Here is a 25657-nt window from a genome sequence, read left to right on the forward strand (position 1 = left end):
AATCACCTGTTATAAATCAACCTGTTTAATAAAACTTTGTCCGCGAAGCAGACGATCAACCGTGCGAAGTGCTTCGTATAATGTGAAATCCTGCCCGAACTGATTGTCGCCGCTGCTCAGTGCAAAAATGCGGTTTCCGGTAAACGGATTGCGTGGGCATTTGTGGACCACGATTCCAGCTTTCTCAATCAACCAGGCGTGCTCGCCGATTTGTTTTACTGGGTAGCCATCCGGCGTTGCGTGTGTTTCGCTCAGGCTGTAGCGGATGTTGCTGCGTGATGCACTGGTAGCGAAACGATTAGCGTGGCGTTCAGCACCATTACGAAAGCGTGAATTACGTTGCTGTTTCATATCAAAACTCCCTGCATCTCATGCAGCAAAATTAAGAAAGCCTAATCCCAAATCTTCCGCCAGCTTCTTGGCTTTCTTAAGCCAGTGATTGCGCCAATCTTTACGCTCAGGAGGAAGCTGTTTCGTTGCGTCATAGACCATTTCGAGCCACTCATTCCAAAGGATGAGAAGACGGCGCGAACTCCCTTCCTCGCCTAAAACCTCGCGCTCAGTAGTTAGAGGGATGAGTCGACGCTCTACCAACTTTCTTACGGCTGATTCGGTCTTACCTGTGCGGCGGGAAAACTCATCGACGGTGATGGGGTCTGGGATCTTAAACAATGCCCTCAATAGTTCTTCATTCATGTGATAATCTCCCTGTTTGGGGTATTTCTTGCGACGGATGCCCCAAATCAAACTCATTTGTATAAACATTAATACAGACGTTGGAGAATTGCAACATGCGTATGACTATTGGAGAGCGCATAAAAATCATGCGTGAAAGCGAGAGACTTACTAGCCTCCCGGATACAGCAAAAATGCTTGGTTTAAACCGTGATGCTCTGTGGAGATATGAAAGCGGTAAAACTATCCCTAATGCTGAAGTAATTGAGCAAATACTAAACAACCCCAGATTTGAGAAATATGCGTTGTGGTTTATGACTGGAAAAATTGCGCCTGAATCCGGGCAGATAGCTCCGGCTCTCGCACACTATGGGCAAGAACCAACGGATTTACCCCCATCCGAAAGGAAAATTGGTTAACCCTTTATTATTCTTACGTTTTACAAACTGGAAATGTCTTTCCTCGTTTCACCGGAGGGCTTGCCAATGGCAATTAAAGCACTCGATGGTGGACGGTATAAAGTGGATGTTAGACCGCGTGGCCGAAGTGGACGTCGGATTCAGCGGATTTTTAAGAAAAAGGCAGATGCAGTGGCCTTTGAGCGCTATGTTCTCAGCCACATGCACGATAAGGAATGGCTTGAAAAGCCAACAGAGCAACGTCATCTCTCAGATCTGCTTCCGTTATGGTGGGAATTGGGTGGACGCAATAAGCCATATGCTAACGGCGTTCTAACCAGATTGAAAAAAATCATCAAAGAAATGAATGATCCAAGGGTTAGCCAGATTAATGCTCGTTTCATGGCAGCTTATCGAAGCTCCCGTTTATCCTTGGGAGTAAAAGAGTCTACTGTTCGGCGTGATGAGTCGGATCTCGGAGGAATGTTTACACTCCTGGCAAATGCCGGAGAATTTCACGGAGAAAATCCACTCCGCGCCCTCCCCTCTTTGAAACGAAAATCACCCGAAATGACGTACCTCACTACGGAAGAAATCGCCAAATTGCTGGATGCAGTAAGCGGTGATGCTCGGCGGATTACGCTACTTTGTCTCAGTACTGGGGCGAGATGGGGAGAAGCGAAAAATCTGCGCGCGGAACACATCATCAATAATCGCGTGACGTTTAACAAAACTAAAAACGGAAAAGTTCGAATTATTCCTGTCTCTGATGAAGTTGTTAGTGAGATCAAAACAAAGAAATCCGGCCTTTTGTTTGACGTCAATTATGAGGAATATCGCAAGGTGCTTCGCAGTGTTAAGCCAGACCTACCAAAAGGACAGGCTGTACATGTTCTACGCCATACCTTTGCTGCTCACTTTATGATTAATGGAGGAAATATACTTACGCTCCAGCGAATTATGGGGCACGCCACGATCCAGCAAACTATGACCTATGCGCACCTCGCTCCTGATTTCCTCCAGGATGCAATTTCACTTAATCCGTTAAAAGGAGGCATCCACATTTCATCCACATAAGTGGGTTTTATAGGGTAATCAGTAACCCCCACCAATAACAAAACCCACTGAAAACAAAGGGAAAACATTGAATTCAGTGGGTTTTACAACGCACCTTCGGGCGCGTTTTTTGTTGACAGCGTGAAAACAGTACGGGTACTGTACTGAAGTCACTTAAGGAAACAAACATGAAACACACACCGTTTTTCTTCGCATTCTTTTTTACCTTCCCCTGAATGGGAGGCGTTTCGTCGTGTGAAACAGAATGCGAAGACGAACAATAAGGCCTCCCAAACCGGGGGGCCTTTTTTATTGATAACAAAAAGGCAACACTATGACATCGGAAAACCCGTTACTGGCGCTGCGAGAGAAAATCAGCGCGCTGGATGAAAAATTATTAGCATTACTGGCAGAGCGGCGCGAACTGGCCGTCGAGGTGGGAAAAGCCAAACTGCTCTCTCATCGCCCGGTACGTGATATTGATCGCGAACGCGATTTGCTGGAAAGATTAATTACGCTCGGTAAAGCGCACCATCTGGACGCCCATTACATTACTCGCCTGTTCCAGCTCATCATTGAAGATTCCGTATTAACTCAGCAGGCACTGCTCCAGCAACATCTCAATCAAATTAATCCGCACTCAGCACGCATCGCTTTTCTCGGCCCCAAAGGCTCCTATTCACATCTTGCCGCTCGTCAGTACGCTGCGCGTCACTTTGAGCAATTCATTGAAAGTGGCTGCGCCAAATTTGCCGATATTTTTAATCAGGTGGAAACCGGCCAGGCCGACTATGCCGTCGTACCGATTGAAAATACCAGCTCCGGTGCCATAAACGACGTTTACGATCTGCTGCAACATACCAGTTTGTCGATTGTTGGCGAGATGACGTTAACTATCGATCATTGTTTGTTGGTCTCCGGCACTACTGATTTATCCGCCATCAATACGGTCTACAGCCATCCGCAGCCATTCCAGCAATGCAGCAAATTCCTTAATCGTTATCCGCACTGGAAGATTGAATATACCGAAAGTACGTCTGCGGCAATGGAAAAGGTTGCACAGGCAAAATCACCGCATGTTGCTGCGTTGGGAAGCGAAGCTGGCGGCACTTTGTACGGTTTGCAGGTACTGGAGCGTATTGAAGCGAATCAGCGACAAAACTTCACCCGATTTGTGGTGTTGGCACGTAAAGCCATTAACGTTTCTGACCAGGTTCCGGCGAAAACGACGTTGTTAATGGCGACCGGACAACATGCTGGTGCACTGGTTGAAGCGTTGCTGGTACTGCGCAATCACAGTCTGATTATGACCCGTCTGGAATCACGCCCGATTCACGGAAACCCGTGGGAAGAGATGTTTTATCTGGATATTCAGGCCAATCTGGAATCAGCGGAAATGCAACAGGCGTTGAAAGAGCTAGGTGAAATCACTCGCTCGATGAAAGTCCTGGGCTGTTACCCAAGCGAGAATGTGGTACCAGTCGATCCGGCATAATGAAATCGTGCCGGGTGAAACACGCCACCCGGCACTGGATTATTACTGGCGACTGTCATTCGCCTGACGCAATAACACGCGGCTTTCACTCTGAAAACGCTGTGCGTAATCGCCGAACCAGTGCTCCACCTTGCGGAAACTGTCAATAAACGCCTGCTTATCGCCCTGCTCCAGCAACTCAATCGCCTCGCCGAAACGCTTATAGTAACGTTTGATTAACGCCAGATTACGCTCTGACGACATAATAATGTCGGCATACAGTTGCGGATCCTGGGCAAACAGTCGCCCAACCATCGCCAGCTCAAGGCGGTAAATCGGCGAAGAAAGCGCCAGAAGTTGCTCAAGCTGAACATTTTCTTCTGCCAGGTGCAGCCCATAAGCAAAAGTAGCAAAGTGGCGCAGTGCCTGAATAAACGCCATATTCTGATCGTGCTCGACAGCGCTAATACGATGCAGCCGAGCGCCCCAGACCTGAATTTGCTCCAGAAACCATTGGTATGCTTCCGGCTTACGTCCATCACACCAGACCACAACTTGCTTTGCCAGGCTACCGCTGTCCGGGCCGAACATCGGGTGTAACCCCAGCACCGGACCATCATGCGCCGCCAGCATGGCCTGTAATGGTCCATTTTTCACCGATGCCAGATCGACCAGAATACAATCTTTCGGTAAAGGCGGTAATTTGCCAATAACTTGTTCAGTAACGTGAATGGGCACACTAACAATCACCATTCCGGCATCGGCAACAATATCAGCCGCTCGATCCCAGTCATGTTGCTCCAGAATCCGCACCTGATAACCCGAGAGCGTCAGCATCTTCTCGAACAGACGTCCCATCTGACCGCCACCACCGACGATAACCACCGGACGCAGAGACGGACAAAGCGTTTTAAATCCTTTGTCGTTTTCACTGGAGTAAGATTCACGCATCACCCGACGCAAAACATCCTCAATCAGATCTGGCGGTACACCCAGAGCTTCCGCCTCTGCACGCCGCGAGGCCAGCATAGATGCCTCGCGCTCCGGAACATAAATAGGCAGTCCAAAGCGGCTTTTCACCTCGCCAACTTCAGCAACCAGTTCCAGACGCTTCGCTAATAAATTCAGTAGCGCTTTATCGACTTCATCAATTTGATCGCGTAATGCGGTCAATTCAGCAACCATAATAAACCTCTTAAGCCACGCGAGCCGTCAGCTGCCCGTTCAGATCCTGATGAATTTCACGCAGCAAGGCATCGGTCATTTCCCAACTAATGCAGGCATCGGTTACGGATACACCGTATTTCATTTCACTGCGCGGTTGCTCGGAAGACTGATTGCCCTCGTGGATATTACTTTCGATCATCAGACCAATAATTGAGCGATTGCCATCTTTGATTTGAGCAACCACGGATTCTGCCACCGCAGGCTGACGGCGATAATCTTTATTGGAATTACCGTGGCTGCAATCTACCATCAGAGACGGGCGCAGTCCCGCCTGTTCCATCTCTTTTTCACATTGCGCAACATCCGCAGGGCTATAGTTTGGCGCTTTACCACCGCGCAGGATCACATGCCCGTCCGGATTCCCCTGAGTTTGTAGCAACGCAACCTGCCCTGCCTGGTTAATGCCAACAAAACGGTGCGGCTGGGCGGCGGCGCGCATAGCGTTAATAGCCGTTGCAAGGCTGCCGTCGGTGCCGTTTTTAAAACCAACCGGCATGGAAAGCCCGGAGGCCATTTCACGGTGTGTTTGCGATTCCGTTGTACGAGCACCAATTGCTGACCAGCTAAACAGATCGCCCAGGTATTGCGGGCTATTTGGATCTAACGCTTCCGTCGCCAGTGGCAGTCCCATATTCACCAGCTCAAGCAGCAATTTACGCGCGATCTGCAGCCCGGCTTCTACATCAAAAGAGCCATCCATATGGGGATCGTTAATTAACCCTTTCCAGCCGACAGTGGTACGGGGTTTTTCAAAATAGACGCGCATTACCAGATAGAGGCTATCGCTGACCTCTGCGGCAAGGGCTTTAAATCGACGAGCATATTCCAGAGCAGTTTCCGGATCATGAATGGAACAAGGACCACATACTACCAACAGACGAGGATCGCGCCCGGCGATAATATCTGAAATGGTTTTACGCGAGTCAGCAATCTGGGCTTCCTGTTGCAGGCTTAATGGAAAAGCGGCCTTCAGTTGTTCCGGAGTCATTAAAACTTGTTCGTCGGTAATATGTACGTTATTCAGCGCGTCTTTTTGCATGATGGCGATCCTGTTTATGCTCGTTTGCGATAGTTGATCCTCAGCGAGGATGACGTAACGATAACACATAAAGTAAAGTTTTCAATCCATATATCGTACATTTTTCTTTACACAGGCAATTTATTCGCGCTTTTAACCCTTGTTTATGTATAAATAAATTTACACCTCCTTTGAAAACAATCCGCTATGCTTTGAAAAAGGAGAAAGAAATGATGAAAAAGTTTATCGCCCCCTTGTTGGCTTTACTGGTTAGCGGATGTCAGATTGATCCTTATACTCACGCGCCAACCTTGACCAGCACCGACTGGTATGATGTTGGTATGGAAGATGCGATATCGGGCAACGCCATAAAAGATGACGATGCATTTAGCGATTCACAGGCGGATCGCGGTCTATACCTTAAAGGATATGCCGAAGGACAAAAGAAAACTTGCCAGACCGATTTTACTTATGCCCGAGGACTTTCCGGTAAAAGCTTTCCTGCCAGCTGCAACAATGTTGAAAATGCCAGCCAACTGCATGAAGTATGGCAAAAAGGGGCTGATGAGAATGCCAGCACAATACGATTAAATTAATTAACCCCCCCAACAATAAATTAAACATGAGATTTTACTTATTATTTTTTATTTCCCACTCTGATGACGACTGCATAAAAAAATGATATTTTAATGAGCATTCTGAAAAATTATCGATGCATTGCAAGCGAAGATGGTGAGGATCCCTGAATGCGTTTTTCTCATCGTCTGTTCTTACTGCTGATTCTCCTCCTGACGGGAGCACCAATACTCGCTCAGGAACCTTCAGACGTTGCGAAAAACGTGCGTACGATGGTTTCCGGTATTGTCAGTTACACTCGCTGGCCTGCGCTATCAGGCCTACCAAAGTTATGTATCTTTTCATCTTCACGTTTTAGTACCGCCCTACAAGAGAATGGCGCGACATCTTTGCCTTATCTGCCTGTCATCATTCACTCTCAACAAGAGGCGATGATATCAGGCTGCAATGGTTTTTATTTTGGCAACGAGTCACCAACATTCCAGATGGAATTAACCGAACAATATCCGTCAAAGGCGTTATTATTAATTGCCGAACAAAATGCCGAGTGCATTATTGGCAGCGCCTTTTGTCTGATCATCCACAATAATGACGTCAGATTTGCCGTAAACCTGGATGCCTTATCGCGTAGCGGTGTAAAGGTGAACCCAGATGTCTTAATGCTCGCACGGAAGAAAAATGATGGATAACGATAATTCTCTTAATAAGCGCCCCACGTTTAAAAGAGCATTACGCAACATCAGTATGACCAGCATATTTATCACTATGATGCTGATCTGGTTGCTGCTTTCCGTGACCTCGGTGCTGACCCTGAAACAGTACGCGCAAAAAAACCTGGCACTGACAGCAGCAACAATGACTTACAGTCTGGAAGCAGCGGTCGTTTTTGCCGATGGCCCTGCAGCAACTCAAACACTGGCAGCGCTGGGGAAGCAAGGGCAATTTTCAACTGCAGAAGTGCGTGATAAGCAGCAAAATATTCTGGCATCCTGGCATTACACCCGTAAGGATCCAGGCGATACTTTCAGCAATTTCATAAGCCACTGGCTCTTCCCTGCCCCCATCACTCAGCCGATTCGTCACAATGGTGAAACCATTGGCGAAGTACGCTTAACCGCTCGCGACAGTTCAATCAGCCATTTTATCTGGTTTTCGCTCGCTGTCCTGACCGGTTGTATTCTGCTGGCATCAGGCATCGCAATTACCCTCACCCGCCATTTGCACAATGGCCTGGTGGAAGCGCTGAAAAATATCACCGATGTCGTACATGATGTGCGTTCCAACCGCAATTTTTCCCGACGAGTTTCGGAAGAACGTATCGCTGAGTTTCACCGCTTCGCTCTCGACTTCAACAGTCTGCTGGATGAAATGGAAGAGTGGCAGCTTCGCTTACAGGCTAAAAATGCGCAGCTGCTACGTACCGCGCTACATGACCCATTAACCGGGCTGGCGAACCGGGCTGCGTTTCGTAGCGGCATCAACACGTTGATGAGCAGTTCCGACGCCAGAAAAACGTCGGCGTTACTGTTTCTTGATGGCGATAATTTTAAATATATCAACGATACCTGGGGTCATGCGACGGGCGATCGGGTCTTGATTGAGGTAGCAAAACGGTTAGCAGAATTTGGCGGGCTGCAACATAAAGCATACCGCATAGGCGGCGATGAATTCGCGATGGTGCTCTATGGTGTACAGTCGGAATCTGAAGTGCAGCGGATATGCTCAGCACTGACACAAATCTTTAATCGCCCGTTTGATCTTCATAATGGTCATCAGACCACCATGACATTAAGCATTGGTTACGCGATGACCATTGAGCATGCCTCTGCGGAAAAATTACAAGAGCTGGCCGATCACAATATGTATCAGGCCAAACACCAGCGTGCCGAAAAGCTGGTGAGATAACAAGGATATATCGATATGATAAAGCACCTGGTAGCACCCCTGATTTTCACCTCGCTAGTACTGACTGGCTGCCAGTCCCCTCAGGGAAAGTTTACTCCTGAGCAAGTTGCCGCTATGCAATCTTATGGATTTACTGAATCCGCCGGCGACTGGTCGCTGGGATTATCAGATGCCATTCTGTTCGCAAAAAATGACTACAAATTGCTCCCGGAAAGCCAGCAACAGATCCAAACCATGGCAGCCAAATTGGCCTCGACAGGGCTAACGCATGCCCGTATGGATGGACACACCGACAACTATGGTGAAGACAGTTACAACGAAGCCTTATCATTGAAACGGGCGAATGTTGTGGCCGATGCATGGGCTATAGGTGGACAAATTTCGCGCAGCAACCTCACCACACAGGGTTTAGGAAAAAAATATCCCATAGCCAGTAACAAGACCGCCCAGGGCCGCGCCGAGAACCGCCGCGTCGCAGTAGTGATTACTACCCCTTAAAACACGAGCAAACAGATAAAAAAAGGGCCAGCCAATTGGCCAGCCCTTCTTAACAGGATGTCGCTTAAGCGAAATCTTAGTTAAGACGCTCTTTGATACGAGCAGCCTTACCAGTACGCTCACGCAGGTAGTACAGTTTAGCTTTACGAACAGCACCACGACGTTTGACAGAAATGCTGTCAACTACCGGAGAGTGAGTCTGGAAGACACGCTCAACGCCTTCGCCGTTGGAAATTTTACGAACAGTGAATGCAGAGTGCAGACCGCGGTTACGAATAGCGATAACCACGCCCTCGAATGCCTGCAGACGTTTTTTGGAACCTTCAACAACCCATACTTTCACTTCCACGGTATCGCCCGGACGGAAGGAAGGTACGTCCTGCTTCATCTGCTCTTGTTCAAGTTGCTTAATAATGTTGCTCATAATTTAATCTCTTATCCTGGGTAAACTGATATCTCGGGGGCTTACGCCATCCCATCATGTTTATGTTGCTGTTGTGCGTGTTCCGTTTTGAACTCCGCCAGCAACCTTGCTTGCTCTTCAGTCAGAGCCAGGTTTTCCAGAAGTTCAGGTCTTCTAAGCCAGGTACGGCCCAGCGACTGTTTCAAACGCCAGCGACGTATCTCGGCATGGTTGCCCGACAGTAACACTGGCGGAACTTCCATCCCTTCTAACACCTCAGGCCGCGTATAGTGCGGGCAATCCAGCAATCCTTCAGCAAAGGAATCTTCCGTTGCCGAGGCTTCATGTCCCAGTACTCCCGGAATAAACCGGGAAACGGAGTCAATCAGCGTCATTGCTGGTAACTCACCACCACTGAGAACGTAATCGCCGATTGACCATTCTTCGTCAATTTCGGTTTGGATCACGCGCTCATCTATACCTTCGTAGCGACCGCACACCAGAATCAATTTTTGATTCGTTGCCAGTTCGCTGACGCCTGCTTGATCAAGCTTGCGCCCCTGCGGTGACAGATAAATCACCTTTGCGCCTTCACCCGCCGCGGCTTTTGCTGCATGAATGGCGTCCCGTAAAGGTTGCACCATCATTAACATCCCCGGTCCGCCGCCGTAAGGACGATCGTCCACGGTACGGTGCCGGTCATGCGTGAAGTCACGAGGACTCCAGCTCTGGATGCTCAGCAGGCCATTTTTAACTGCCCGGCCAGTTACCCCGTAATCGGTAATTGCGCGGAACATTTCAGGAAACAGGCTAATTATGCCAATCCACATAGCGCCGTCTTTTACCGTTTATCCGGTGGTTTAAAAACCAGGATCCCAATCTACTTCGATTGAACGAGTAGTGAGATCGACTTTCTTGATAACCTGCCCATCGAGGAACGGTACGAGACGTTCCTTGATACCAAACGCATCTTTCAGGTTTGCCTTAATGACGAGAACGTCATTAGATCCGGTTTCCATCATATCGACGACTTTACCGAGATCGTAGCCTTCAGTGGTTACTACCTGGCAGCCCATCAGGTCTTTCCAGTAGTAGTCACCCTCTTCAAGCTGAGGCAACTGCGATGAATCCACGACAATTTCACAATTCGTCAGCAGGTTCGCCGCATCACGATCGTCAACGCCTTTCAGCTTGATGATCATGTCCTGATTGTGGTGCTTCCAGCTTTCCAGCTGGACTTGCTGCCACTGACCCGCCTTCTGGATAAACCAGGGCTGATAGTCAAAAATGCTTTCGGCGTCTTCGGTGGAAGAAAACACTCTGAGCCACCCACGAATACCGTAAGACGAACCCATTTTTCCCAAAACGATGGGATCAACAGGTGCTTGCGCGGTGAGTTGTTTGCTCATCATGACCACCGTGACAGATTAAGCTGCTTTGTTTACTTCTTTGATCAGCGCAGCAACGCGATCAGAAATAGTTGCGCCCTGGCCAACCCAGTGAGCGATGCGATCCAGATCCAGGCGAGTGCCTTCTTCTTTTTCGCTAGCGATTGGGTTGAAGAAACCAACGCGCTCGATGAAGCGACCGTTGCGTGCATTACGGCTGTCAGCGACAACAACCTGGTAGAACGGACGCTTTTTAGCGCCGTGACGTGCTAAACGAATAGTTACCATAACATCCTCTTGTGTGAATAAAACAACCGGACCCCATCGAGGAACGGAGTCCGGTGTCATATTAAAAGCCCGAAAATTTTACTGATTTCTGGAGAAAATGCAATCAGCAGTTAATAACTCTGTCGCATAAGGTCATTTAGCGACCAGGAAATCCCGGCGGCATCATCCCCTTCATACTTCTCATCATCTTCGCCATCCCGCCCTTCTTCATTTTCTTCATCATGCGCTGCATGTCGTCGAACTGTTTCAGAAGACGGTTAACGTCCTGCACCTGCATACCGCAACCGGCAGAGATACGGCGTTTACGCGAACCTTTGATGATTTCTGGCTTAGCGCGCTCTTTCATCGTCATCGAGTTGATGATGGCTTCCATACGCACCAGCACTTTATCGTCCATCTGCGACTTGACGTTATCCGGGATCTGCCCCATGCCCGGCAGTTTGCCCATCAGGCTAGCCATGCCGCCCATATTTTTCATCTGGCGCAGTTGCTCAAGGAAGTCGTTGAGATCGAAGCCGTCACCTTTTTTCAGCTTGCTGGCTAATTTCTCTGCCTGCGCGCGGTCAACTTTGCTTTCGATATCTTCGATCAGCGACAGTACGTCGCCCATGCCGAGAATACGGGAAGCGATGCGGTCCGGATGGAACGGCTCCAGCGCCTCGGTTTTCTCGCCAACACCGAGGAATTTGATCGGTTTGCCAGTGATGTGACGAATCGAGAGCGCCGCACCGCCACGAGCATCGCCGTCGACTTTAGTCAGTACCACACCGGTCAGCGGTAACGCTTCATTGAATGCTTTTGCCGTATTGGCCGCATCCTGACCAGTCATGGCATCAACCACAAACAGGGTTTCAACCGGATTAATCGATGCATGGACCTGTTTGATCTCGTCCATCATCGCTTCGTCAACGTGCAGACGACCGGCGGTATCCACCAGCAGCACGTCGTAGAATTTCAGTTTGGCTTCTTTCAGCGCCGCGTTAACGATATCAACCGGCTTCTGACCAACATCAGAAGGGAAGAAATCAACGCCCACCTGCTCTGCCAGCGTCTCCAGCTGTTTGATTGCCGCCGGACGATAAACGTCGGCAGAAACCACCAGCACTTTTTTCTTGTGCTTCTCACGCAGGAACTTACCGAGCTTGCCCACGCTGGTTGTTTTACCGGCACCTTGCAGGCCCGCCATCAGTACCACCGCTGGCGGTTGCGCAGCCAGATTCAGGGTCTGGTTCTCTTCGCCCATCGCCGCAACCAGTTCGTTACGGACGATTTTGACGAACTCCTGCCCCGGCGTCAGGCTCTTATTAACTTCATGACCAACCGCTTTCTCTTTTACGCGATTGATAAACTCACGCACTACCGGCAGGGCGACGTCCGCCTCCAGCAGCGCCATGCGCACTTCGCGCAGCGTATCTTTTACGTTGTCTTCAGTGAGGCGTCCACGGCCACTGATATTGCGCAGCGTGCGCGACAAACGATCGGTTAAATTATCAAACATTGTCTCTCGCCTGGGGTGGAAACGGTTGGCCGCAATCGCGACACATCATCAGTATTTTGCCGCAGTATAACATGAAGGCGTCTTTGTTGTTATGCAACGGTTGGAGCAGCGTTCACCTGACGCTATACTGCTTCTCTTTCTTATTGCTCAAACTGTCGACATTACTATGCCCGTTTTTGCTCTGCTCGCGCTTGTCGCCTACTCCGTCAGTCTTGCGCTGATTGTTCCCGGTCTGCTGCAAAAAAACGGCGGCTGGCGGCGCATGGCTATTATTTCTGCGGTCATCGCGCTGGTCTGCCACGCAATCGCTCTGGAAGCCCGTATCTTGCCCGACGGTGATAACGGACAAAACCTCAGCTTACTGAACGTTGGTTCGCTGGTCAGTTTGATGATCTGTACGGTAATGACCATCGTGGCTTCCCGCAATCGTGGCTGGTTACTGCTACCCATTGTCTATGCCTTTGCGCTTATCAACCTGGCGCTGGCCACCTTTATGCCCAATGAATACATCACCCATCTGGAAGCAACGCCTGGGATGCTGGTTCACATTGGCTTATCGCTCTTTTCCTATGCCACGCTGATTATCGCCGCTCTGTATGCATTACAACTGGCGTGGATTGATTACCAACTGAAGAACAAGAAGCTGGCGTTTAACCAAGAAATGCCGCCGTTGATGAGTATCGAGCGTAAAATGTTCCACATCACGCAGATTGGCGTGGTGCTGTTAACGCTCACTCTTTGCACTGGTCTCTTCTACATGCACAACTTATTTAGCATGGAAAATATCGACAAGGCCGTGCTCTCTATCGTGGCGTGGTTTGTCTATATTGTGCTGCTGTGGGGACATTATCATGAAGGATGGCGTGGACGCCGCGTCGTCTGGTTTAACGTTGCGGGAGCGGTCATTCTGACACTGGCCTACTTCGGTAGCCGAATTGTCCAGCAGTTAATCAGCTAACCCCAGAAAAGGAGTTTCCCCTGGAACACATATCTACTACCACGTTGATCATTATTCTGATCATCATGGTGGTCATTTCAGCCTATTTTTCCGGGTCCGAAACCGGAATGATGACCCTCAACCGCTATCGTCTGCGGCATATGGCGAAACAGGGTAATCGCTCGGCCAAACGTGTCGAAAAATTGCTGCGTAAGCCAGACCGCCTGATAAGCCTGGTGTTAATCGGCAATAACCTGGTCAATATTCTTGCCTCCGCGCTCGGCACTATTGTGGGGATGCGTTTGTACGGGGATGCGGGCGTGGCAATTGCGACTGGTGTGCTTACTTTTGTCGTACTGGTTTTTGCTGAAGTATTGCCGAAAACCATTGCCGCGCTGTACCCGGAAAAAGTCGCCTATCCAAGTAGTTTTCTGCTGGCACCGCTGCAAATTTTGATGATGCCGCTGGTCTGGTTGCTAAACGCTATTACCCGCATGTTAATGCGCATGATGGGCATCAAAACCGATATCGTGGTCAGTGGCTCTTTAAGCAAAGAAGAATTACGCACCATTGTGCACGAATCGCGGTCACAAATTTCCCGTCGCAATCAGGATATGCTGTTGTCGGTACTCGATCTGGAAAAAATGACCGTCGATGACATCATGGTGCCACGTAGTGAAATTATCGGTATTGATATCAACGATGACTGGAAATCGATTCTCCGCCAACTCTCCCACTCACCTCACGGACGCATCGTGCTCTACCGTGACTCGCTGGACGACGCCATCAGTATGCTGCGTGTGCGTGAAGCCTGGCGACTCATGTCGGAGAAAAAAGAGTTCACCAAAGAAACCATGCTACGCGCCGCGGACGAGATCTATTTTGTCCCGGAGGGTACGCCGCTCAGCACACAGTTGGTGAAGTTTCAGCGTAACAAAAAGAAAGTCGGCCTGGTCGTCAACGAGTATGGAGACATTCAGGGGCTGGTGACGGTCGAAGATATTCTCGAAGAGATTGTTGGTGATTTCACCACGTCGATGTCGCCAACGCTCGCCGAAGAGGTCACGCCGCAAAACGACGGTTCGGTGATTATCGATGGCACTGCCAACGTGCGGGAAATCAACAAAGCCTTTAACTGGCATCTACCGGAAGATGATGCCCGCACGGTTAATGGCGTCATTCTTGAAGTACTGGAAGAAATTCCTGTCGCAGGAACTCGCGTGCGTATTGGCGAGTACGATATCGATATTCTCGATGTACAGGACAATATGATTAAGCAGGTAAAAGTTTTTCCTGTGAAACCGCTGCGTGAGAGTGTGGCGGAGTAACGAAAACGGCCCGGCATTCGCATGCTGGGCCGTGATTTATTACGAAAGCAGAAATTAAGCTTTTGCTTTCGCTACAGTAACCATCGCAGCACGAATCGTACGACCATTCAGCGTATAACCCTTCTGCATAATACCCAGTACGTTACCTGGCGCAACGTCATCAGATTCCACCATTGCGATGGCCTGATGCACGTTCGGGTCCAGCGGCACGTTAGTTTCGGCGATCACTTCAACGCCAAACTTACGCACAACATCCAGCATCGACTTCAGCGTCAGCTCAATACCTTCAACCATCGCGGACATATCCGGGTTAGCTTTATCAGCCACTTCCAGCGCACGATCCAGGCTATCAATCACCGGCAGCAATTCGTTGATGAATTTCTCCAGCGCGAATTTATGGGCTTTTTCGATATCCAGTTCAGTGCGGCGACGCAGGTTTTCCATTTCGGCTTTTACGCGCAAAATGCCGTCACGTTCACGGGTCTGGGCTTCAGCCAGCTGAGCTTCGAGATTCGCAATTTTTTCATCGCGCGGATCCACCTGCTCAGCAGAAGCTTCTGGCTCAACTGCCTCAATCTCTTCGTGCTGATCCATGATAATTTCTTCTGGGGCTTGCCCCTCAGGCGTTTTCTGTTCTTTACTACTCATGAATTTCTCCGCGTTTTTTTTCGCATTCATCTCGCTAACTTCGCTTATTATGGGGATCAGTTTCAGGGTTTCAAGGGAAGCACTCACATTGTCATCAATCTTCGCAACAAGGACCTCGGAAAAATGAATAATCATTTCAAGTGTATTGGCATTGTGGGACACCCACGGCACCCTACTGCACTGACAACACATGAAATGCTCTACCGCTGGCTGTGCACAAAAGGTTACGAGGTCATCGTCGAGCAACAAATCGCTCACGAACTGCAACTGAAGAATGTGAAAACTGGCACGCTCGCGGAGATTGGGCAACTGGCTGATCTCGCGGTAGTCGTTGGTGGCGACGGTAATATGCTGGGCGCGGCGCGCACGCTCGCCCGTTACGATATTAAAGTTATTGGAATCAACCGTGGCAACCTGGGTTTCCTGACCGACCTTGATCCCGATAACGCTCAGCAACAATTAGCCGATGTGCTGGAAGGTCACTACATCAGCGAGAAACGTTTTTTGCTGGAAGCGCAAGTCTGTCAGCAAGATTGCCAAAAGCGCATCAGCACCGCGATAAATGAAGTGGTGCTTCACCCAGGAAAAGTGGCGCATATGATTGAATTCGAAGTATATATCGACGAGATCTTTGCGTTTTCGCAGCGTTCCGATGGACTGATTATTTCGACGCCAACAGGCTCCACCGCATATTCCCTCTCGGCAGGCGGTCCAATCCTGACGCCTTCTCTGGATGCAATTACCTTGGTGCCCATGTTCCCGCATACGTTGTCAGCACGACCACTGGTCATAAACAGCAGCAGCACGATCCGTCTGCGTTTTTCACATCGCCGTAACGACCTGGAAATCAGTTGCGACAGCCAGATAGCACTGCCGATTCAGGAAGGAGAAGATGTCCTGATTCGTCGCTGTGATTACCATCTGAATCTGATTCATCCGAAAGATTACAGCTATTTCAATACATTAAGCACCAAGCTCGGCTGGTCAAAAAAATTATTCTAATTTTACGCCAGCCTCTTTACTGTATATAAAACCAGTTTATACTGTACACAATAACAGTAATGGTTTTTCATACAGGAAAACAACTATGTTGGCACAACTGACCATCAGCAACTTTGCTATCGTTCGTGAGCTTGAGATTGATTTTCACAGCGGCATGACCGTAATCACCGGCGAGACTGGCGCGGGTAAATCTATTGCAATAGATGCCCTGGGCCTTTGTCTCGGCGGTCGCGCTGAAGCCGACATGGTGCGTACCGGAGCTGCTCGCGCAGATCTGTGCGCCCGTTTTTCTCTGAAAGATACACCCGCAGCACTGCGCTGGCTGGAAGAAAACCAACTGGAAGATGGCCGTGAATGCCTGCTTCGTCGCGTAATCAGTAGCGATGGTCGCTCTCGTGGTTTTATCAACGGTACAGCTGTTCCACTGTCACAACTGCGCGAACTGGGCCAGTTGCTCATTCAGATCCATGGTCAGCACGCCCATCAATTACTCACCAAACCCGAGCACCAAAAATTCCTGCTTGATGGCTATGCTAATGAAACCTCTCTGCTTCAGGAAATGACCGCACGTTATCAGTTGTGGCATCAAAGCTGCCGCGACCTCGCTCATCATCAACAGTTAAGTCAGGAACGCGCCGCTCGTGCGGAGCTGCTGCAATACCAATTAAAAGAACTTAACGAATTTAATCCGCAGCCCGGAGAGTTTGAGCAAATCGACGAAGAGTACAAACGTCTGGCGAACAGCGGTCAATTACTGACCACCAGCCAGAATGCATTGGCATTAATGGCCGACGGCGAAGACGCAAACCTGCAAAGCCAGCTTTACACGGCTAAACAACTGGTGAGCGAATTGATTGGCATGGACAGCAAACTGTCCGGCGTACTTGATATGCTGGAAGAAGCTACCATCCAGATTGTTGAAGCCAGCGACGAACTGCGCCACTACTGCGATCGTCTGGATCTCGATCCCAACCGACTGTTTGAACTTGAACAGCGCATCTCAAAACAGATTTCGCTGGCACGTAAACATCACGTCAGCCCTGAGGTATTGCCACAGTATTACCAGTCGCTACTGGAAGAGCAGCAGCAACTGGACGATCAGGCCGACTCACAAGAAACGCTCGCGCTGGCGGTAACGAAACATCATCAGCAGGCACTGGAAACGGCGCGCGCGTTACACCAGCAACGCCAGCATTATGCAAATGAGTTGGCACAGCTGATCACCGACAGTATGCATGCACTCTCTATGCCGCATGGGCAGTTTACGATTGATGTTAAATTTGACGAGCATCACCTGGGCGCTGACGGCGCTGATCGTATTGAGTTTCGGGTAACCACCAACCCAGGTCAGCCAATGCAGCCTATTGCCAAAGTCGCATCTGGTGGTGAATTGTCCCGCATCGCATTGGCAATTCAGGTCATCACAGCGCGTAAAATGGAAACCCCGGCACTGATTTTTGATGAAGTGGATGTAGGGATTAGCGGTCCAACAGCGGCAGTTGTCGGCAAACTGCTGCGTCAACTCGGCGAATCAACTCAGGTGATGTGTGTTACCCACCTGCCACAAGTCGCGGGATGTGGTCATCAACACTATTTTGTCAGCAAAGAAACCGATGGTGCGATGACAGAAACGCATATGGAGTCGCTGGACAAAAAAGCGCGGTTACAAGAGCTGGCGCGCCTGCTTGGTGGCAGTGAAGTCACACGTAACACACTGGCGAATGCGAAAGAACTGCTTGCGGCGTAAACTTTTTTCCTGCTTCACGGTCAGAGTAAACAGCAAAACGCCGTAAGACCGGAAAGCAAAAGGTTTTAAAGTGATGAAAGGTCTATTATCATCGGCATATTACAGATGAGCCACGTACTGCTCGGGCCCGAAAAGGAATCAAATCACTATGCGCTGTAAAACGCTGACTGCTGCAGCAGCAGTACTATTGATGTTGACCGCAGGCTGTTCCACTCTGGAGCGAGTGGTTTACCGTCCTGACATCAACCAGGGGAACTATCTGACCGCTAACGACGTATCCAAAATACGTGTTGGCATGACGCAACAACAAGTTGCGTACGCATTGGGTACACCGCTGATGTCCGATCCATTTGGTACGAATACCTGGTTCTATGTCTTCCGCCAGCAACCAGGTCATGAAGGTGTAACGCAGCAAACGCTGACGCTGACCTTTAACAGTAGCGGGGTGTTGACCAACATTGATAACAAACCTGCGCTGAGTGGTAACTAATAATAAAGTTGCTCTCAAAGACGTTAAAAAAGGTGCTCAATGAGCACCTTTTTTCTGTCTGTTATTTATTCGCTGATTTTTCTGCTCGTTGCCTGCGAAGCTCTTTCGGATCGGCAATGAGAGGACGATAAATCTCCACCCGATCGCCATCATGCACGGTATCGCTCAGTTTTGCCGGACGGCTGTAAATGCCGACTTTGTTTTTAGTTAAATCGATATCGGTACGCAATTCCAGCAAGCCACTGGTGCGAATAGCTTCTTCAACCGTCGCGCCCTCCTGCAGCGTCACGCGCTGCAGGTACTGCTTCTCAGGTAGAGCATAAGCCACCTCAACGGCAATTTTACCTGGCACTGTAAACCTCTTTCGCACGAACCGTAAAAGCCTGGACCATATTAGCCGCCAGCTCTTTAAACACGCGGCCAAAGGCGAGTTCAATCAACTTATTGGTAAACTCAAAGTCGAGATGAAACTCGATACGACACGCCTCCTGGCTCAGCGGCGTAAACTTCCATCCACCGATCAATTTCTTGAACGGCCCATCCACCAGATTCATAAGAATACTTTGGTTACTGGTCAACTGGTTGCGGGTAGTAAACGTTTTGCTGATCCCAGCCTTAGAGACATCTACCGCCGCGGTCATCTGCCCAGGAGTGGACTCCAGAATCCGACTTCCGGTACAACCCGGCAAAAACTGAGGATAAGACTGAACGTCATTCACTAACTGATACATTTGCTCCGCGCTGTAGGGTACCAGTGCGGTCCGGCTAATCTGAGGCATAACAATTTCCATCAACAAAAATCCAACAAATAATATCATTTATCCTGCTGTAAAAAAAACGCTATCCCGGCGCTGGGTAACATCGGGTTCATGCTAAGATAGAGCCTTGTCCCCCGCAGGATTGATATGGGGTGTTTTCGATTTCAGATTACCGATGATTCACGACGCTTATGACGAAGAAAAAAGCACATAAACCTGGTTCAGCGACCATCGCGCTTAACAAGCGCGCCCGTCACGAATACTTTATCGAAGAAGAGTTCGAAGCGGGACTTGCCCTGCAAGGCTGGGAGGTTAAATCCCTGCGCGCAGGAAAAGCCAATATCAGCGACAGCTACGTCCTTCTACGTGATGGAGAAGCATTTCTGTTTGGCGCTAACATCACGCCAATGGCTGTGGCATCCACGCATGTGGTGTGCGATCCTACCCGTACCCGCAAGTTACTTCTCAACCAGCGCGAACTGGACTCATTGTACGGTCGCGTCAATCGAGAAGGCTATACCGTAGTGGCGCTCTCCCTGTACTGGAAAAATGCCTGGTGCAAAGTGAAAATCGGCGTCGCTAAAGGTAAGAAACAGCACGATAAACGTTCAGACATCAAAGAACGCGAATGGCAGGTGGATAAAGCGCGTATCATGAAAAACGCCCACCGTTAAATCTGCACTCCAATTATTGACCAGTTCCTCACCGCGCCACCCTCTCCGGCGGCGCGAATGAACATCTTATTGGCTATCACATCCGGCACAAATGTTGCCATCCCATTGCTTAATCGAATAAAAATCAGGCTACATGGGTGCTAAATCTTTAACGATAACGCCATTGAGGCTGGTCATGGCACTCATAAATCTGGTATACTTGCCGTTACACATTGGGGCTGATTCTGGATTCGACGGGATTTGCGAAACCCAAGGTGCATGCCGAGGGGCGGTTGGCCTCGTAAAAAGCCGCAAAAAATAGTCGCAAACGACGAAAACTACGCTTTAGCAGCTTAATAACCTGCTTAGAGCCCTCTCTCCCTAGCCTCCGCTCTTAGGACGGGGATCAAGAGAGGTCAAACCCAAAAGAGATCGCGTGGAAGCCCTGCCTGGGGTTGAAGCGTTAAAACTTAATCAGGCTAGTTTGTTAGTGGCGTGTCCGTCCGCAGCTGGCAAGCGAATGTAAAGACTGACTAAGCATGTAGTACCGAGGATGTAGGAATTTCGGACGCGGGTTCAACTCCCGCCAGCTCCACCAATCATGATTGGACGGTGCAAGGACAACACCAACAAAAACAGGAAGTTAGAAGTATCAGCAAGACACCGACCAGACGGTGAGGAGACATAAAAGGATACGCAAAGGAGCCGCGGCTCTTGGTGATATGAAAGCCCACAGATGTGGGCTTTTTCGTTGATGGTCAGAACGACCAGTTCGCACCAGCCACCGCGTTCCATGGCGATTCCACACCGGCACCATGGCTATACCCCACCCCGAGATGCCCGCTTAACGAACTGCTGAATGAGGCTTTAATACCTGCCTGGTATATTCCACGTCTGCCCGACAAATCATTGACAAAATTACCGTCATTATTCACTTTCACCCGGTTATCATCGACAAATTCTTTGCGCACAGCCGCCTTCAGCCACGGCTCAACTTCCATGCCGTTCCCCAGACGCATGTTGTAACTCAGCGTTGCGCCCAGTTCACGATATATACTGCGGGTATCGACTGATTTCGATTCCATACCATTGGATAAATGATATTCGGGGTTGTCAGCGGTGAACCCCGTTAACGATGCATACGGCGTCAGGTTCCAGTTACCATCGGTAAATCGCATCCCGGTTTCAATGTGACCGCCCAGCCCGTTGCTGCGATAACTGCCGTTGGCGGCTCCACCGCTGCTCATTTTACCGGCTACGTTACTTTCAAAGCGGTTCAGCTTCACGATACCGTCCAGATAGAAACCACTTTCATGTTCCCAGCTGACATAGCCCCCCAGAGAATAACTGCCCACACTGCCATGTCCTCCACGATCAAAACCGATATGTGAATGGGAATAACCCATAAAAGCGCCCAGCGTCGCAATCCCCTCAGGAATACCATTACGGCTATCGATCCCCACCGTCATTCCGGTCAGCGTCTGCTCAAACCCGGCACCCGCATCGGTGGTGACATTATTACGGGTGTTATACGTCGTCCCCCAGACATTATTGTTGTGTGGACTCGCTTTCATTATGTTCAACCGCTCGCGAATACTGTTTAGCTCAGCATCAAAGACCAACGGTAATGTTGCTGCCATATTGAGTACGGCTGCCGTAGAAGGCGTGATGCGTTTCTCCGGGACGGGTGTCGGCGTTGGATCGGGAGTCGGGTCTGGTTTCGGATCCGGTTTTGGGTCTGGTTTTGGATCCGGTTTCGGATTTGGGTTGGGGTCCGGGTTGGGTTTGACATCATTGGTCAGGTTCCAGTTGCTGTTGCCGTCGCTTTTCAGGACATACTCATAGGTCCCAAGATCAACGAAACCGCCGGTATTACCCAGCGTAAACGAAGCATCCCCTCCCCCTGTTTTCACCAGCGTCATCGCGTCGTCAGACTGAGGGCTGACGCCGGTATCCTGAACAAAGATTTTAAAATTGCCAGTGGCGTTGTTGTTGACGACCAGTTGATCGCCCCGGGAGCCTGCAACGTTGGTATGCAGGTAGAAATTACCGCTGCCGGAAAGTTCACTGGTGGTCAGCGTATTGTAGATACCGTTAGTTGTGGCAGGCGCTGCTGTTTGTGCTGATAAATAAACATCACCGTCGTTGAGGAGCAAACTGTTTACTCTATATTCGCAGTTGCTGGTGCCTGCACAGGAATTATTGCTGTTAAGCCAGACATTGCCCCGGCTGGCAGCCGTCAGGTCGGCAAGCGTCGTATCGACGCCATTTCCGATAGTTAATGTCGCGCTATCGGTAATCCGGACCACCCCTTCAAGTTTAACTGGCGTAACATTATCCCGTGGCGTCATTAACGACAGGCTTCCTGTCGCGCCACTGACCGATGCATCCGCCAGCGTACCTGCGTAGACGATTGCCGTCCCGCCAGCGACCTGTAGATCTTCTGCCCGGGCCAGAGCCTGAAACTCATCTTTTGACCGACCAAGGGTATATTGCCCACCGGAATTAACCTTTGTGGCGAAGTCCTGACCCAGGTTTTGCATTGCCCCACCGTTGCCAACCGTGGAATCGCGAGCTTCGGTACCTGCTAATACCAATAAATTACCGCCATTTTCCAGCAGCACATTGGTCGCTAAATTTCCGGCAATGGAAAAGGTGCCGTACTGGTGAGTACCGCTGATTTCAATACCGTTAGCCGTGCTCGTCTGGAGAGCGGCACCGCTGTTCTGGATGATATCTGTCGCTTTGCCATTATCGTTGACTGTCAGCGTACCGCCTTCATTAATCGTTGTTTTTACTGCCTCACCGTTAGCCGAAACTGTTTGTATTCCGCCGTCGTTAATCGTTGTCTCATTCGCCACACCCTCGACGATTTGTTCACCGCCGGTAAGCATCGTGCCAGTCGCAGTGGCTTTTGTTTTGACGATCTCCCGTCCGCCCGCATTGACCTGTGTTTTGGCGGAAGTGGTGTCTGACTCCACGGTTAACACGCCGCCATTTGCCAGCAGGATATTGTTCGCCGCATCCTGCTCGATGCTGAACGCGACGCCATCAGCGCGTGTCCCTGTGACCCGCGTCGCCCTGGTGGTTGCCACCAACGCGCCCTGGCTACTCTGCTGTATCCCCGTAGCGCTGCCTTTCTCCCGCACATCGAGTGTGCCGCCGTCATTAAGTACCGAGTTTTCAGCCAGACCGCCCTCATTAACTACCTGTGAACCGCCATTAATAATGGAACCTTCCGCTGTCCCGTTTGCCATAATTTGTTGTAGGCCAGAGACGATATCGGTATTGATCGCCTTACCATAATTCTGAACGGTTTGCGTGCCGCCTTTGATGTGCGTTTTATCTGTTGACCCACCATCAACAATTTGTTCACCACTTTCGATATTTGCCTCAGTGGCTAAACCATATACCGTTTGCTTGCCACCTTTGATATTTGCTTTATCAGAAGTGGCACTGGCATATATTGTTTGGGTGCCCGCACTATTGAGTACAGTGCCAACATCTTTTCCATAAACATCCATTTTGCCGTTGGCATTAATAATCGTATCAACTGCCCGGGAACCAGTAACGACTGTTAATGAGCCAGCGTTTTCCAGCACTACATTTTTAGCTTCTGAATTCCTGATGTAGAAAGCATCACCATAACTGTTGGTTCCTTCGATAAGTGTTCCGGAAGTCGTGGAAGCAATCAATGCGCCGCCGGATTGTTGCTCAACATGCTTAGCCTCACCACCGTCCTGAACCTCCAGAACGCCACCATTATTAAGTCTGGTGGTATCTGTTTTAGCCTCCTTCTGGACAATCAGCTTACCGCCAGCATCAACGGTAGTATTTTTCGCCGTGGTTTTAGCCACTACCGTCAGTTCGCCGGTATTTTCCAGCACAACATAATTAGCCTCCCCTCCGGTAATAGTGAAGTGAGAGAGCTTGTTGTATCCTTCAATATCAGTCCCTGCGCCCGTGTTGGCAACTAAAGCACTGCCCGTCTCCTGGTTAACCCCATGTGCGATACCACCGGTATAGACAATCAGCGAGCCTCCGGTGCTAATATTGCTGCCAGTTGCCGTACCATCTTTCTCAACAACCTGCCGGCTCCCGGAGGAGATATTTGTCGTGTCAGCTTTCCCGCCGCTCTTGATATTTTGTGTTCCGCTGTTGATATTGGTTCCCGTGGCAATACCATGATTATTTATATTCTGTGTGCCACCATTAATTATGGTATTGGTCGCGTTTCCGGCAACATCCATAACCCCGCCATTATCTATTCGGGTCGCATCAGCTTTAGCATTCGCTAAAACTGACATTGTTCCTTTATCTTTAATAATCGTCTTGTTTGCCGAACCATATACGTCTAAATGGCCACCGTTTTCCAGCAACACATTGTCTGCCACGTTATTGTGAATAGAGAATGCACCTTCACTATTCGTACCGCTCACCGTCGACCAGTCAGTCATTGCTTTTAAAGCCGCGCCATCGTGCTGAGTAACATTTGTTGCCATACCACCTCTAACATCAAGCACGCCACCGGAATAAATTTCAATAACATCCGAGGTGCTGGTGTTATCAACAATTTGCGTACCACCAGAATAGATCTGAGTATTTTTTGCCGTTGACTTACTATTCATAGACTGAGTTCCGCCTTCAATCGTGGTGAACATAGCCTGGCTGTTATTTAATTGTTGCGTTCCTCCACTCTTAATGGTGGTTATTTCTGCGGTACTTGAATCGACAACCTGTAGACCACCATCTATTGTGGTGTTCAGCGCATGGCTCTTAACTTTTCTTTGCTCGCCTCCATTCTTAATGGTAGTATTTTCTACACTGCTTGAGTCCACATACTGCCACCCCCCATCTATTGTTGTGTTCGTTGCCAGACTTCCTTGCGTAATCTCCTGATGCCCGGACATATTTATCGTCGTACCGTCAACACGCCCCTGACTCGATACTGACTGGCTCCCACCATTAATTATTGTTCCATTCGCAGTTCCCCCCATTACTGTTGAACGACCGCTTATTATCGTTGTTGCATTACTGGTACCACCTGCATAAACATACTGACTGCCACTCTGGATTATCGTCCCTGTGGAAATTCCCCCGTCCAGAATTGTCTGGCTGCCACCGTTAATGACTGTATTATTGGCCTGCCCCTGATGAGTACCATTGGCTGATACATATTGACGGCCACCAGATTCAATAATACTTCCATTAGATACCCCGCCATAAACATCCTGATAACCGTGGTTGATAATATGAGTGTTATTTGTTGTACCTCGTTCATCTACTTTTTGGCTACCATCTACAGTCTCATCGTTTACCACACCAATAACATTAGAGGTAAAGGCCGCCATCCCGGGCGGAGCATATATCAAGGCAGATATCAGTAAGGAAAGTACTGAGCGACGACAATAATGGGGACTGGTCCTGTTCATAAATTTCATCCTCTGAAAAGTGAATACTGAGTAGCGTTTAAGCAACCTTAGCTCTGCTGCAACATCAGCCCACAGGCACCAGACCAGGGGATTAATCCTGAAGAGACAGCGCAAGTGTATTGTGTTCACCGCTCATCAAAGACATCATGATGAAATGATGATATTCCGCATAAGAAAGAGGCATTTTTTAAACGCAGTGCGCTGAAGTGTGGTTGGATAAAAAAGTCAATCTATTCAGGAAATACGGGCGTATTCTTT

At 49.5% G+C, this 25657-nt stretch carries 28 protein-coding genes, 1 other RNA gene and 1 other annotated feature; of the genes, 15 read left to right on the top strand and 14 right to left on the bottom strand.

Annotated features, from left to right (window positions below; all coding sequences use genetic code 11):
- Positions 1-9: 9 nt before the first annotated feature.
- Together QUE34_RS16135 and QUE34_RS16140 are read right to left on the bottom strand one after the other, a co-directional pair.
- Positions 10-351 carry a DUF4761 family protein gene (locus tag QUE34_RS16135; RefSeq protein WP_130261278.1) on the bottom strand — a complete coding sequence of 114 codons (342 nt, stop codon included), beginning with the start codon at positions 349-351 and terminating at the stop codon, positions 10-12.
- Between the two features lie 18 nt (positions 352-369).
- On the bottom strand, positions 370-696 hold the full coding sequence (locus QUE34_RS16140; protein ID WP_001001394.1) for a Cox family DNA-binding protein: 327 nt from the start codon (positions 694-696) through the stop codon (positions 370-372).
- 95 nt (positions 697-791) lie between these two features.
- Between QUE34_RS16140 and QUE34_RS16145 the strand changes: the two genes are divergently transcribed.
- The 4 genes from QUE34_RS16145 to pheA all read left to right on the top strand — a co-directional run bounded on the left by QUE34_RS16145 (position 792) and on the right by pheA (position 3624).
- Positions 792-1094 (top strand): helix-turn-helix domain-containing protein, encoded by a 303-nt coding sequence (locus tag QUE34_RS16145; RefSeq protein ID WP_001242988.1) that lies wholly within the window; start codon positions 792-794, stop codon positions 1092-1094.
- A gap of 66 nt (positions 1095-1160) precedes the next feature.
- Positions 1161-2150: a phage integrase gene (locus QUE34_RS16150; protein WP_000974887.1), complete on the top strand. Its 990-nt coding sequence runs from the start codon at positions 1161-1163 to the stop codon at positions 2148-2150.
- Positions 2151-2316: 166 nt separating this feature from the next.
- Positions 2317-2442 (top strand) — a sequence feature (Phe leader region).
- Positions 2318-2365 (top strand): pheA operon leader peptide PheL, encoded by a 48-nt coding sequence (pheL, locus tag QUE34_RS16155; RefSeq protein WP_001386991.1) that lies wholly within the window; start codon positions 2318-2320, stop codon positions 2363-2365. It overlaps the preceding feature by 48 nt.
- 21 nt (positions 2443-2463) lie before the next feature.
- Positions 2464-3624: a bifunctional chorismate mutase/prephenate dehydratase gene (gene pheA / locus QUE34_RS16160; protein WP_032303604.1), complete on the top strand. Its 1161-nt coding sequence runs from the start codon at positions 2464-2466 to the stop codon at positions 3622-3624.
- Between the two features lie 42 nt (positions 3625-3666).
- On the opposite strand, the gene tyrA is transcribed toward pheA, so the two are convergent.
- The gene (gene tyrA, locus QUE34_RS16165) at positions 3667-4788 is read right to left on the bottom strand and encodes a bifunctional chorismate mutase/prephenate dehydrogenase (RefSeq protein WP_000225222.1); all 1122 of its coding nucleotides are present in this window, start codon (positions 4786-4788) and stop codon (positions 3667-3669) included.
- Between the two features lie 10 nt (positions 4789-4798).
- Positions 4799-5869: a 3-deoxy-7-phosphoheptulonate synthase AroF gene (aroF, locus tag QUE34_RS16170; protein WP_001168045.1), complete on the bottom strand. Its 1071-nt coding sequence runs from the start codon at positions 5867-5869 to the stop codon at positions 4799-4801.
- 209 nt (positions 5870-6078) lie between these two features.
- Between aroF and QUE34_RS16175 the strand changes: the two genes are divergently transcribed.
- The 4 genes from QUE34_RS16175 (at position 6079) to QUE34_RS16190 (ending at position 8827) form a co-directional block, all read left to right on the top strand.
- Positions 6079-6444, top strand: coding sequence for a DUF2799 domain-containing protein (locus tag QUE34_RS16175; RefSeq protein WP_001353010.1), 366 nt, complete (start codon positions 6079-6081; stop codon positions 6442-6444).
- 150 nt (positions 6445-6594) lie between these two features.
- Positions 6595-7113 (top strand): regulatory sequestration protein YfiR, encoded by a 519-nt coding sequence (gene yfiR, locus QUE34_RS16180; RefSeq protein WP_001212405.1) that lies wholly within the window; start codon positions 6595-6597, stop codon positions 7111-7113.
- Positions 7103-8329 carry a diguanylate cyclase DgcN/YfiN gene (dgcN, locus tag QUE34_RS16185; RefSeq protein ID WP_077757002.1) on the top strand — a complete coding sequence of 409 codons (1227 nt, stop codon included), beginning with the start codon at positions 7103-7105 and terminating at the stop codon, positions 8327-8329. Before yfiR ends, dgcN begins: the two co-directional genes overlap by 11 nt.
- A gap of 15 nt (positions 8330-8344) precedes the next feature.
- Entirely contained in the window at positions 8345-8827 is a 483-nt protein-coding gene (locus QUE34_RS16190) for an OmpA family protein (protein ID WP_032184937.1), read from the top strand.
- Between the two features lie 76 nt (positions 8828-8903).
- On the opposite strand, the gene rplS is transcribed toward QUE34_RS16190, so the two are convergent.
- From rplS to ffh, 5 genes are all read right to left on the bottom strand, one after another.
- On the bottom strand, positions 8904-9251 hold the full coding sequence (rplS, locus tag QUE34_RS16195; RefSeq protein WP_000065253.1) for a 50S ribosomal protein L19: 348 nt from the start codon (positions 9249-9251) through the stop codon (positions 8904-8906).
- 41 nt (positions 9252-9292) lie between these two features.
- Entirely contained in the window at positions 9293-10060 is a 768-nt protein-coding gene (trmD, locus tag QUE34_RS16200) for a tRNA (guanosine(37)-N1)-methyltransferase TrmD (RefSeq protein WP_000264777.1), read from the bottom strand.
- Between the two features lie 30 nt (positions 10061-10090).
- The gene (gene rimM / locus QUE34_RS16205) at positions 10091-10639 is read right to left on the bottom strand and encodes a ribosome maturation factor RimM (RefSeq protein ID WP_000043335.1); all 549 of its coding nucleotides are present in this window, start codon (positions 10637-10639) and stop codon (positions 10091-10093) included.
- A gap of 18 nt (positions 10640-10657) precedes the next feature.
- Positions 10658-10906: a 30S ribosomal protein S16 gene (gene rpsP, locus QUE34_RS16210; protein ID WP_000256450.1), complete on the bottom strand. Its 249-nt coding sequence runs from the start codon at positions 10904-10906 to the stop codon at positions 10658-10660.
- Positions 10907-11042: 136 nt separating this feature from the next.
- Positions 11043-12404, bottom strand: a complete 1362-nt coding sequence (gene ffh / locus QUE34_RS16215; protein WP_105268735.1) for a signal recognition particle protein — start codon at positions 12402-12404, stop codon at positions 11043-11045.
- Positions 12405-12570: 166 nt separating this feature from the next.
- On the opposite strand from ffh, the gene QUE34_RS16220 reads away from it, so the two are divergent.
- Together QUE34_RS16220 and QUE34_RS16225 are read left to right on the top strand one after the other, a co-directional pair.
- On the top strand, positions 12571-13362 hold the full coding sequence (locus tag QUE34_RS16220; RefSeq protein WP_286338976.1) for a cytochrome C assembly family protein: 792 nt from the start codon (positions 12571-12573) through the stop codon (positions 13360-13362).
- 20 nt (positions 13363-13382) lie between these two features.
- Positions 13383-14669: an HlyC/CorC family transporter gene (locus QUE34_RS16225; RefSeq protein ID WP_077626305.1), complete on the top strand. Its 1287-nt coding sequence runs from the start codon at positions 13383-13385 to the stop codon at positions 14667-14669.
- 54 nt (positions 14670-14723) lie between these two features.
- Here the strand turns inward: QUE34_RS16225 and grpE are convergent, their stop codons facing one another.
- A complete protein-coding gene (gene grpE / locus QUE34_RS16230) occupies positions 14724-15317 on the bottom strand; it encodes a nucleotide exchange factor GrpE (protein WP_001296310.1) in 594 nt (197 codons plus the stop codon).
- A gap of 123 nt (positions 15318-15440) precedes the next feature.
- Between grpE and nadK the strand changes: the two genes are divergently transcribed.
- The 3 genes from nadK (at position 15441) to bamE (ending at position 18556) form a co-directional block, all read left to right on the top strand.
- Positions 15441-16319 carry an NAD(+) kinase gene (gene nadK, locus QUE34_RS16235; RefSeq protein ID WP_001059169.1) on the top strand — a complete coding sequence of 293 codons (879 nt, stop codon included), beginning with the start codon at positions 15441-15443 and terminating at the stop codon, positions 16317-16319.
- Between the two features lie 85 nt (positions 16320-16404).
- Positions 16405-18066: a DNA repair protein RecN gene (recN, locus tag QUE34_RS16240; RefSeq protein WP_000880951.1), complete on the top strand. Its 1662-nt coding sequence runs from the start codon at positions 16405-16407 to the stop codon at positions 18064-18066.
- A gap of 148 nt (positions 18067-18214) precedes the next feature.
- Positions 18215-18556 carry an outer membrane protein assembly factor BamE gene (gene bamE, locus QUE34_RS16245; RefSeq protein WP_001203437.1) on the top strand — a complete coding sequence of 114 codons (342 nt, stop codon included), beginning with the start codon at positions 18215-18217 and terminating at the stop codon, positions 18554-18556.
- A 61-nt stretch (positions 18557-18617) separates the two neighbouring features.
- Here the strand turns inward: bamE and QUE34_RS16250 are convergent, their stop codons facing one another.
- The gene (locus QUE34_RS16250; RefSeq protein WP_001117842.1) at positions 18618-18908 is read right to left on the bottom strand and encodes an RnfH family protein; all 291 of its coding nucleotides are present in this window, start codon (positions 18906-18908) and stop codon (positions 18618-18620) included.
- The gene (gene ratA / locus QUE34_RS16255) at positions 18898-19335 is read right to left on the bottom strand and encodes a type II toxin-antitoxin system toxin RatA (RefSeq protein WP_001300750.1); all 438 of its coding nucleotides are present in this window, start codon (positions 19333-19335) and stop codon (positions 18898-18900) included. Before ratA ends, QUE34_RS16250 begins: the two co-directional genes overlap by 11 nt.
- A gap of 170 nt (positions 19336-19505) precedes the next feature.
- Here ratA and smpB point away from each other — a divergent pair, with 170 nt between their 5' ends.
- Both smpB and ssrA read left to right on the top strand, forming a co-directional pair.
- A complete protein-coding gene (smpB, locus tag QUE34_RS16260; RefSeq protein WP_000162574.1) occupies positions 19506-19988 on the top strand; it encodes an SsrA-binding protein SmpB in 483 nt (160 codons plus the stop codon).
- Positions 19989-20202: 214 nt separating this feature from the next.
- Positions 20203-20565, top strand: a transfer-messenger RNA (tmRNA) gene (gene ssrA / locus QUE34_RS16265).
- A 160-nt stretch (positions 20566-20725) separates the two neighbouring features.
- Here the strand turns inward: ssrA and QUE34_RS16270 are convergent.
- Both QUE34_RS16270 and QUE34_RS16275 read right to left on the bottom strand, forming a co-directional pair.
- On the bottom strand, positions 20726-25399 hold the full coding sequence (locus QUE34_RS16270; RefSeq protein WP_286338859.1) for an AIDA repeat-containing protein: 4674 nt from the start codon (positions 25397-25399) through the stop codon (positions 20726-20728).
- Between the two features lie 91 nt (positions 25400-25490).
- Entirely contained in the window at positions 25491-25583 is a 93-nt protein-coding gene (locus tag QUE34_RS16275; RefSeq protein WP_072000982.1) for an ATPase, read from the bottom strand.
- Positions 25584-25657: the final 74 nt, after the last annotated feature.

The sequence above is a fragment of the Escherichia sp. KS167_9B genome, assembly GCF_030295215.1.
GTDB classification, from domain to species: Bacteria; Pseudomonadota; Gammaproteobacteria; order Enterobacterales; family Enterobacteriaceae; genus Escherichia; species Escherichia coli_F.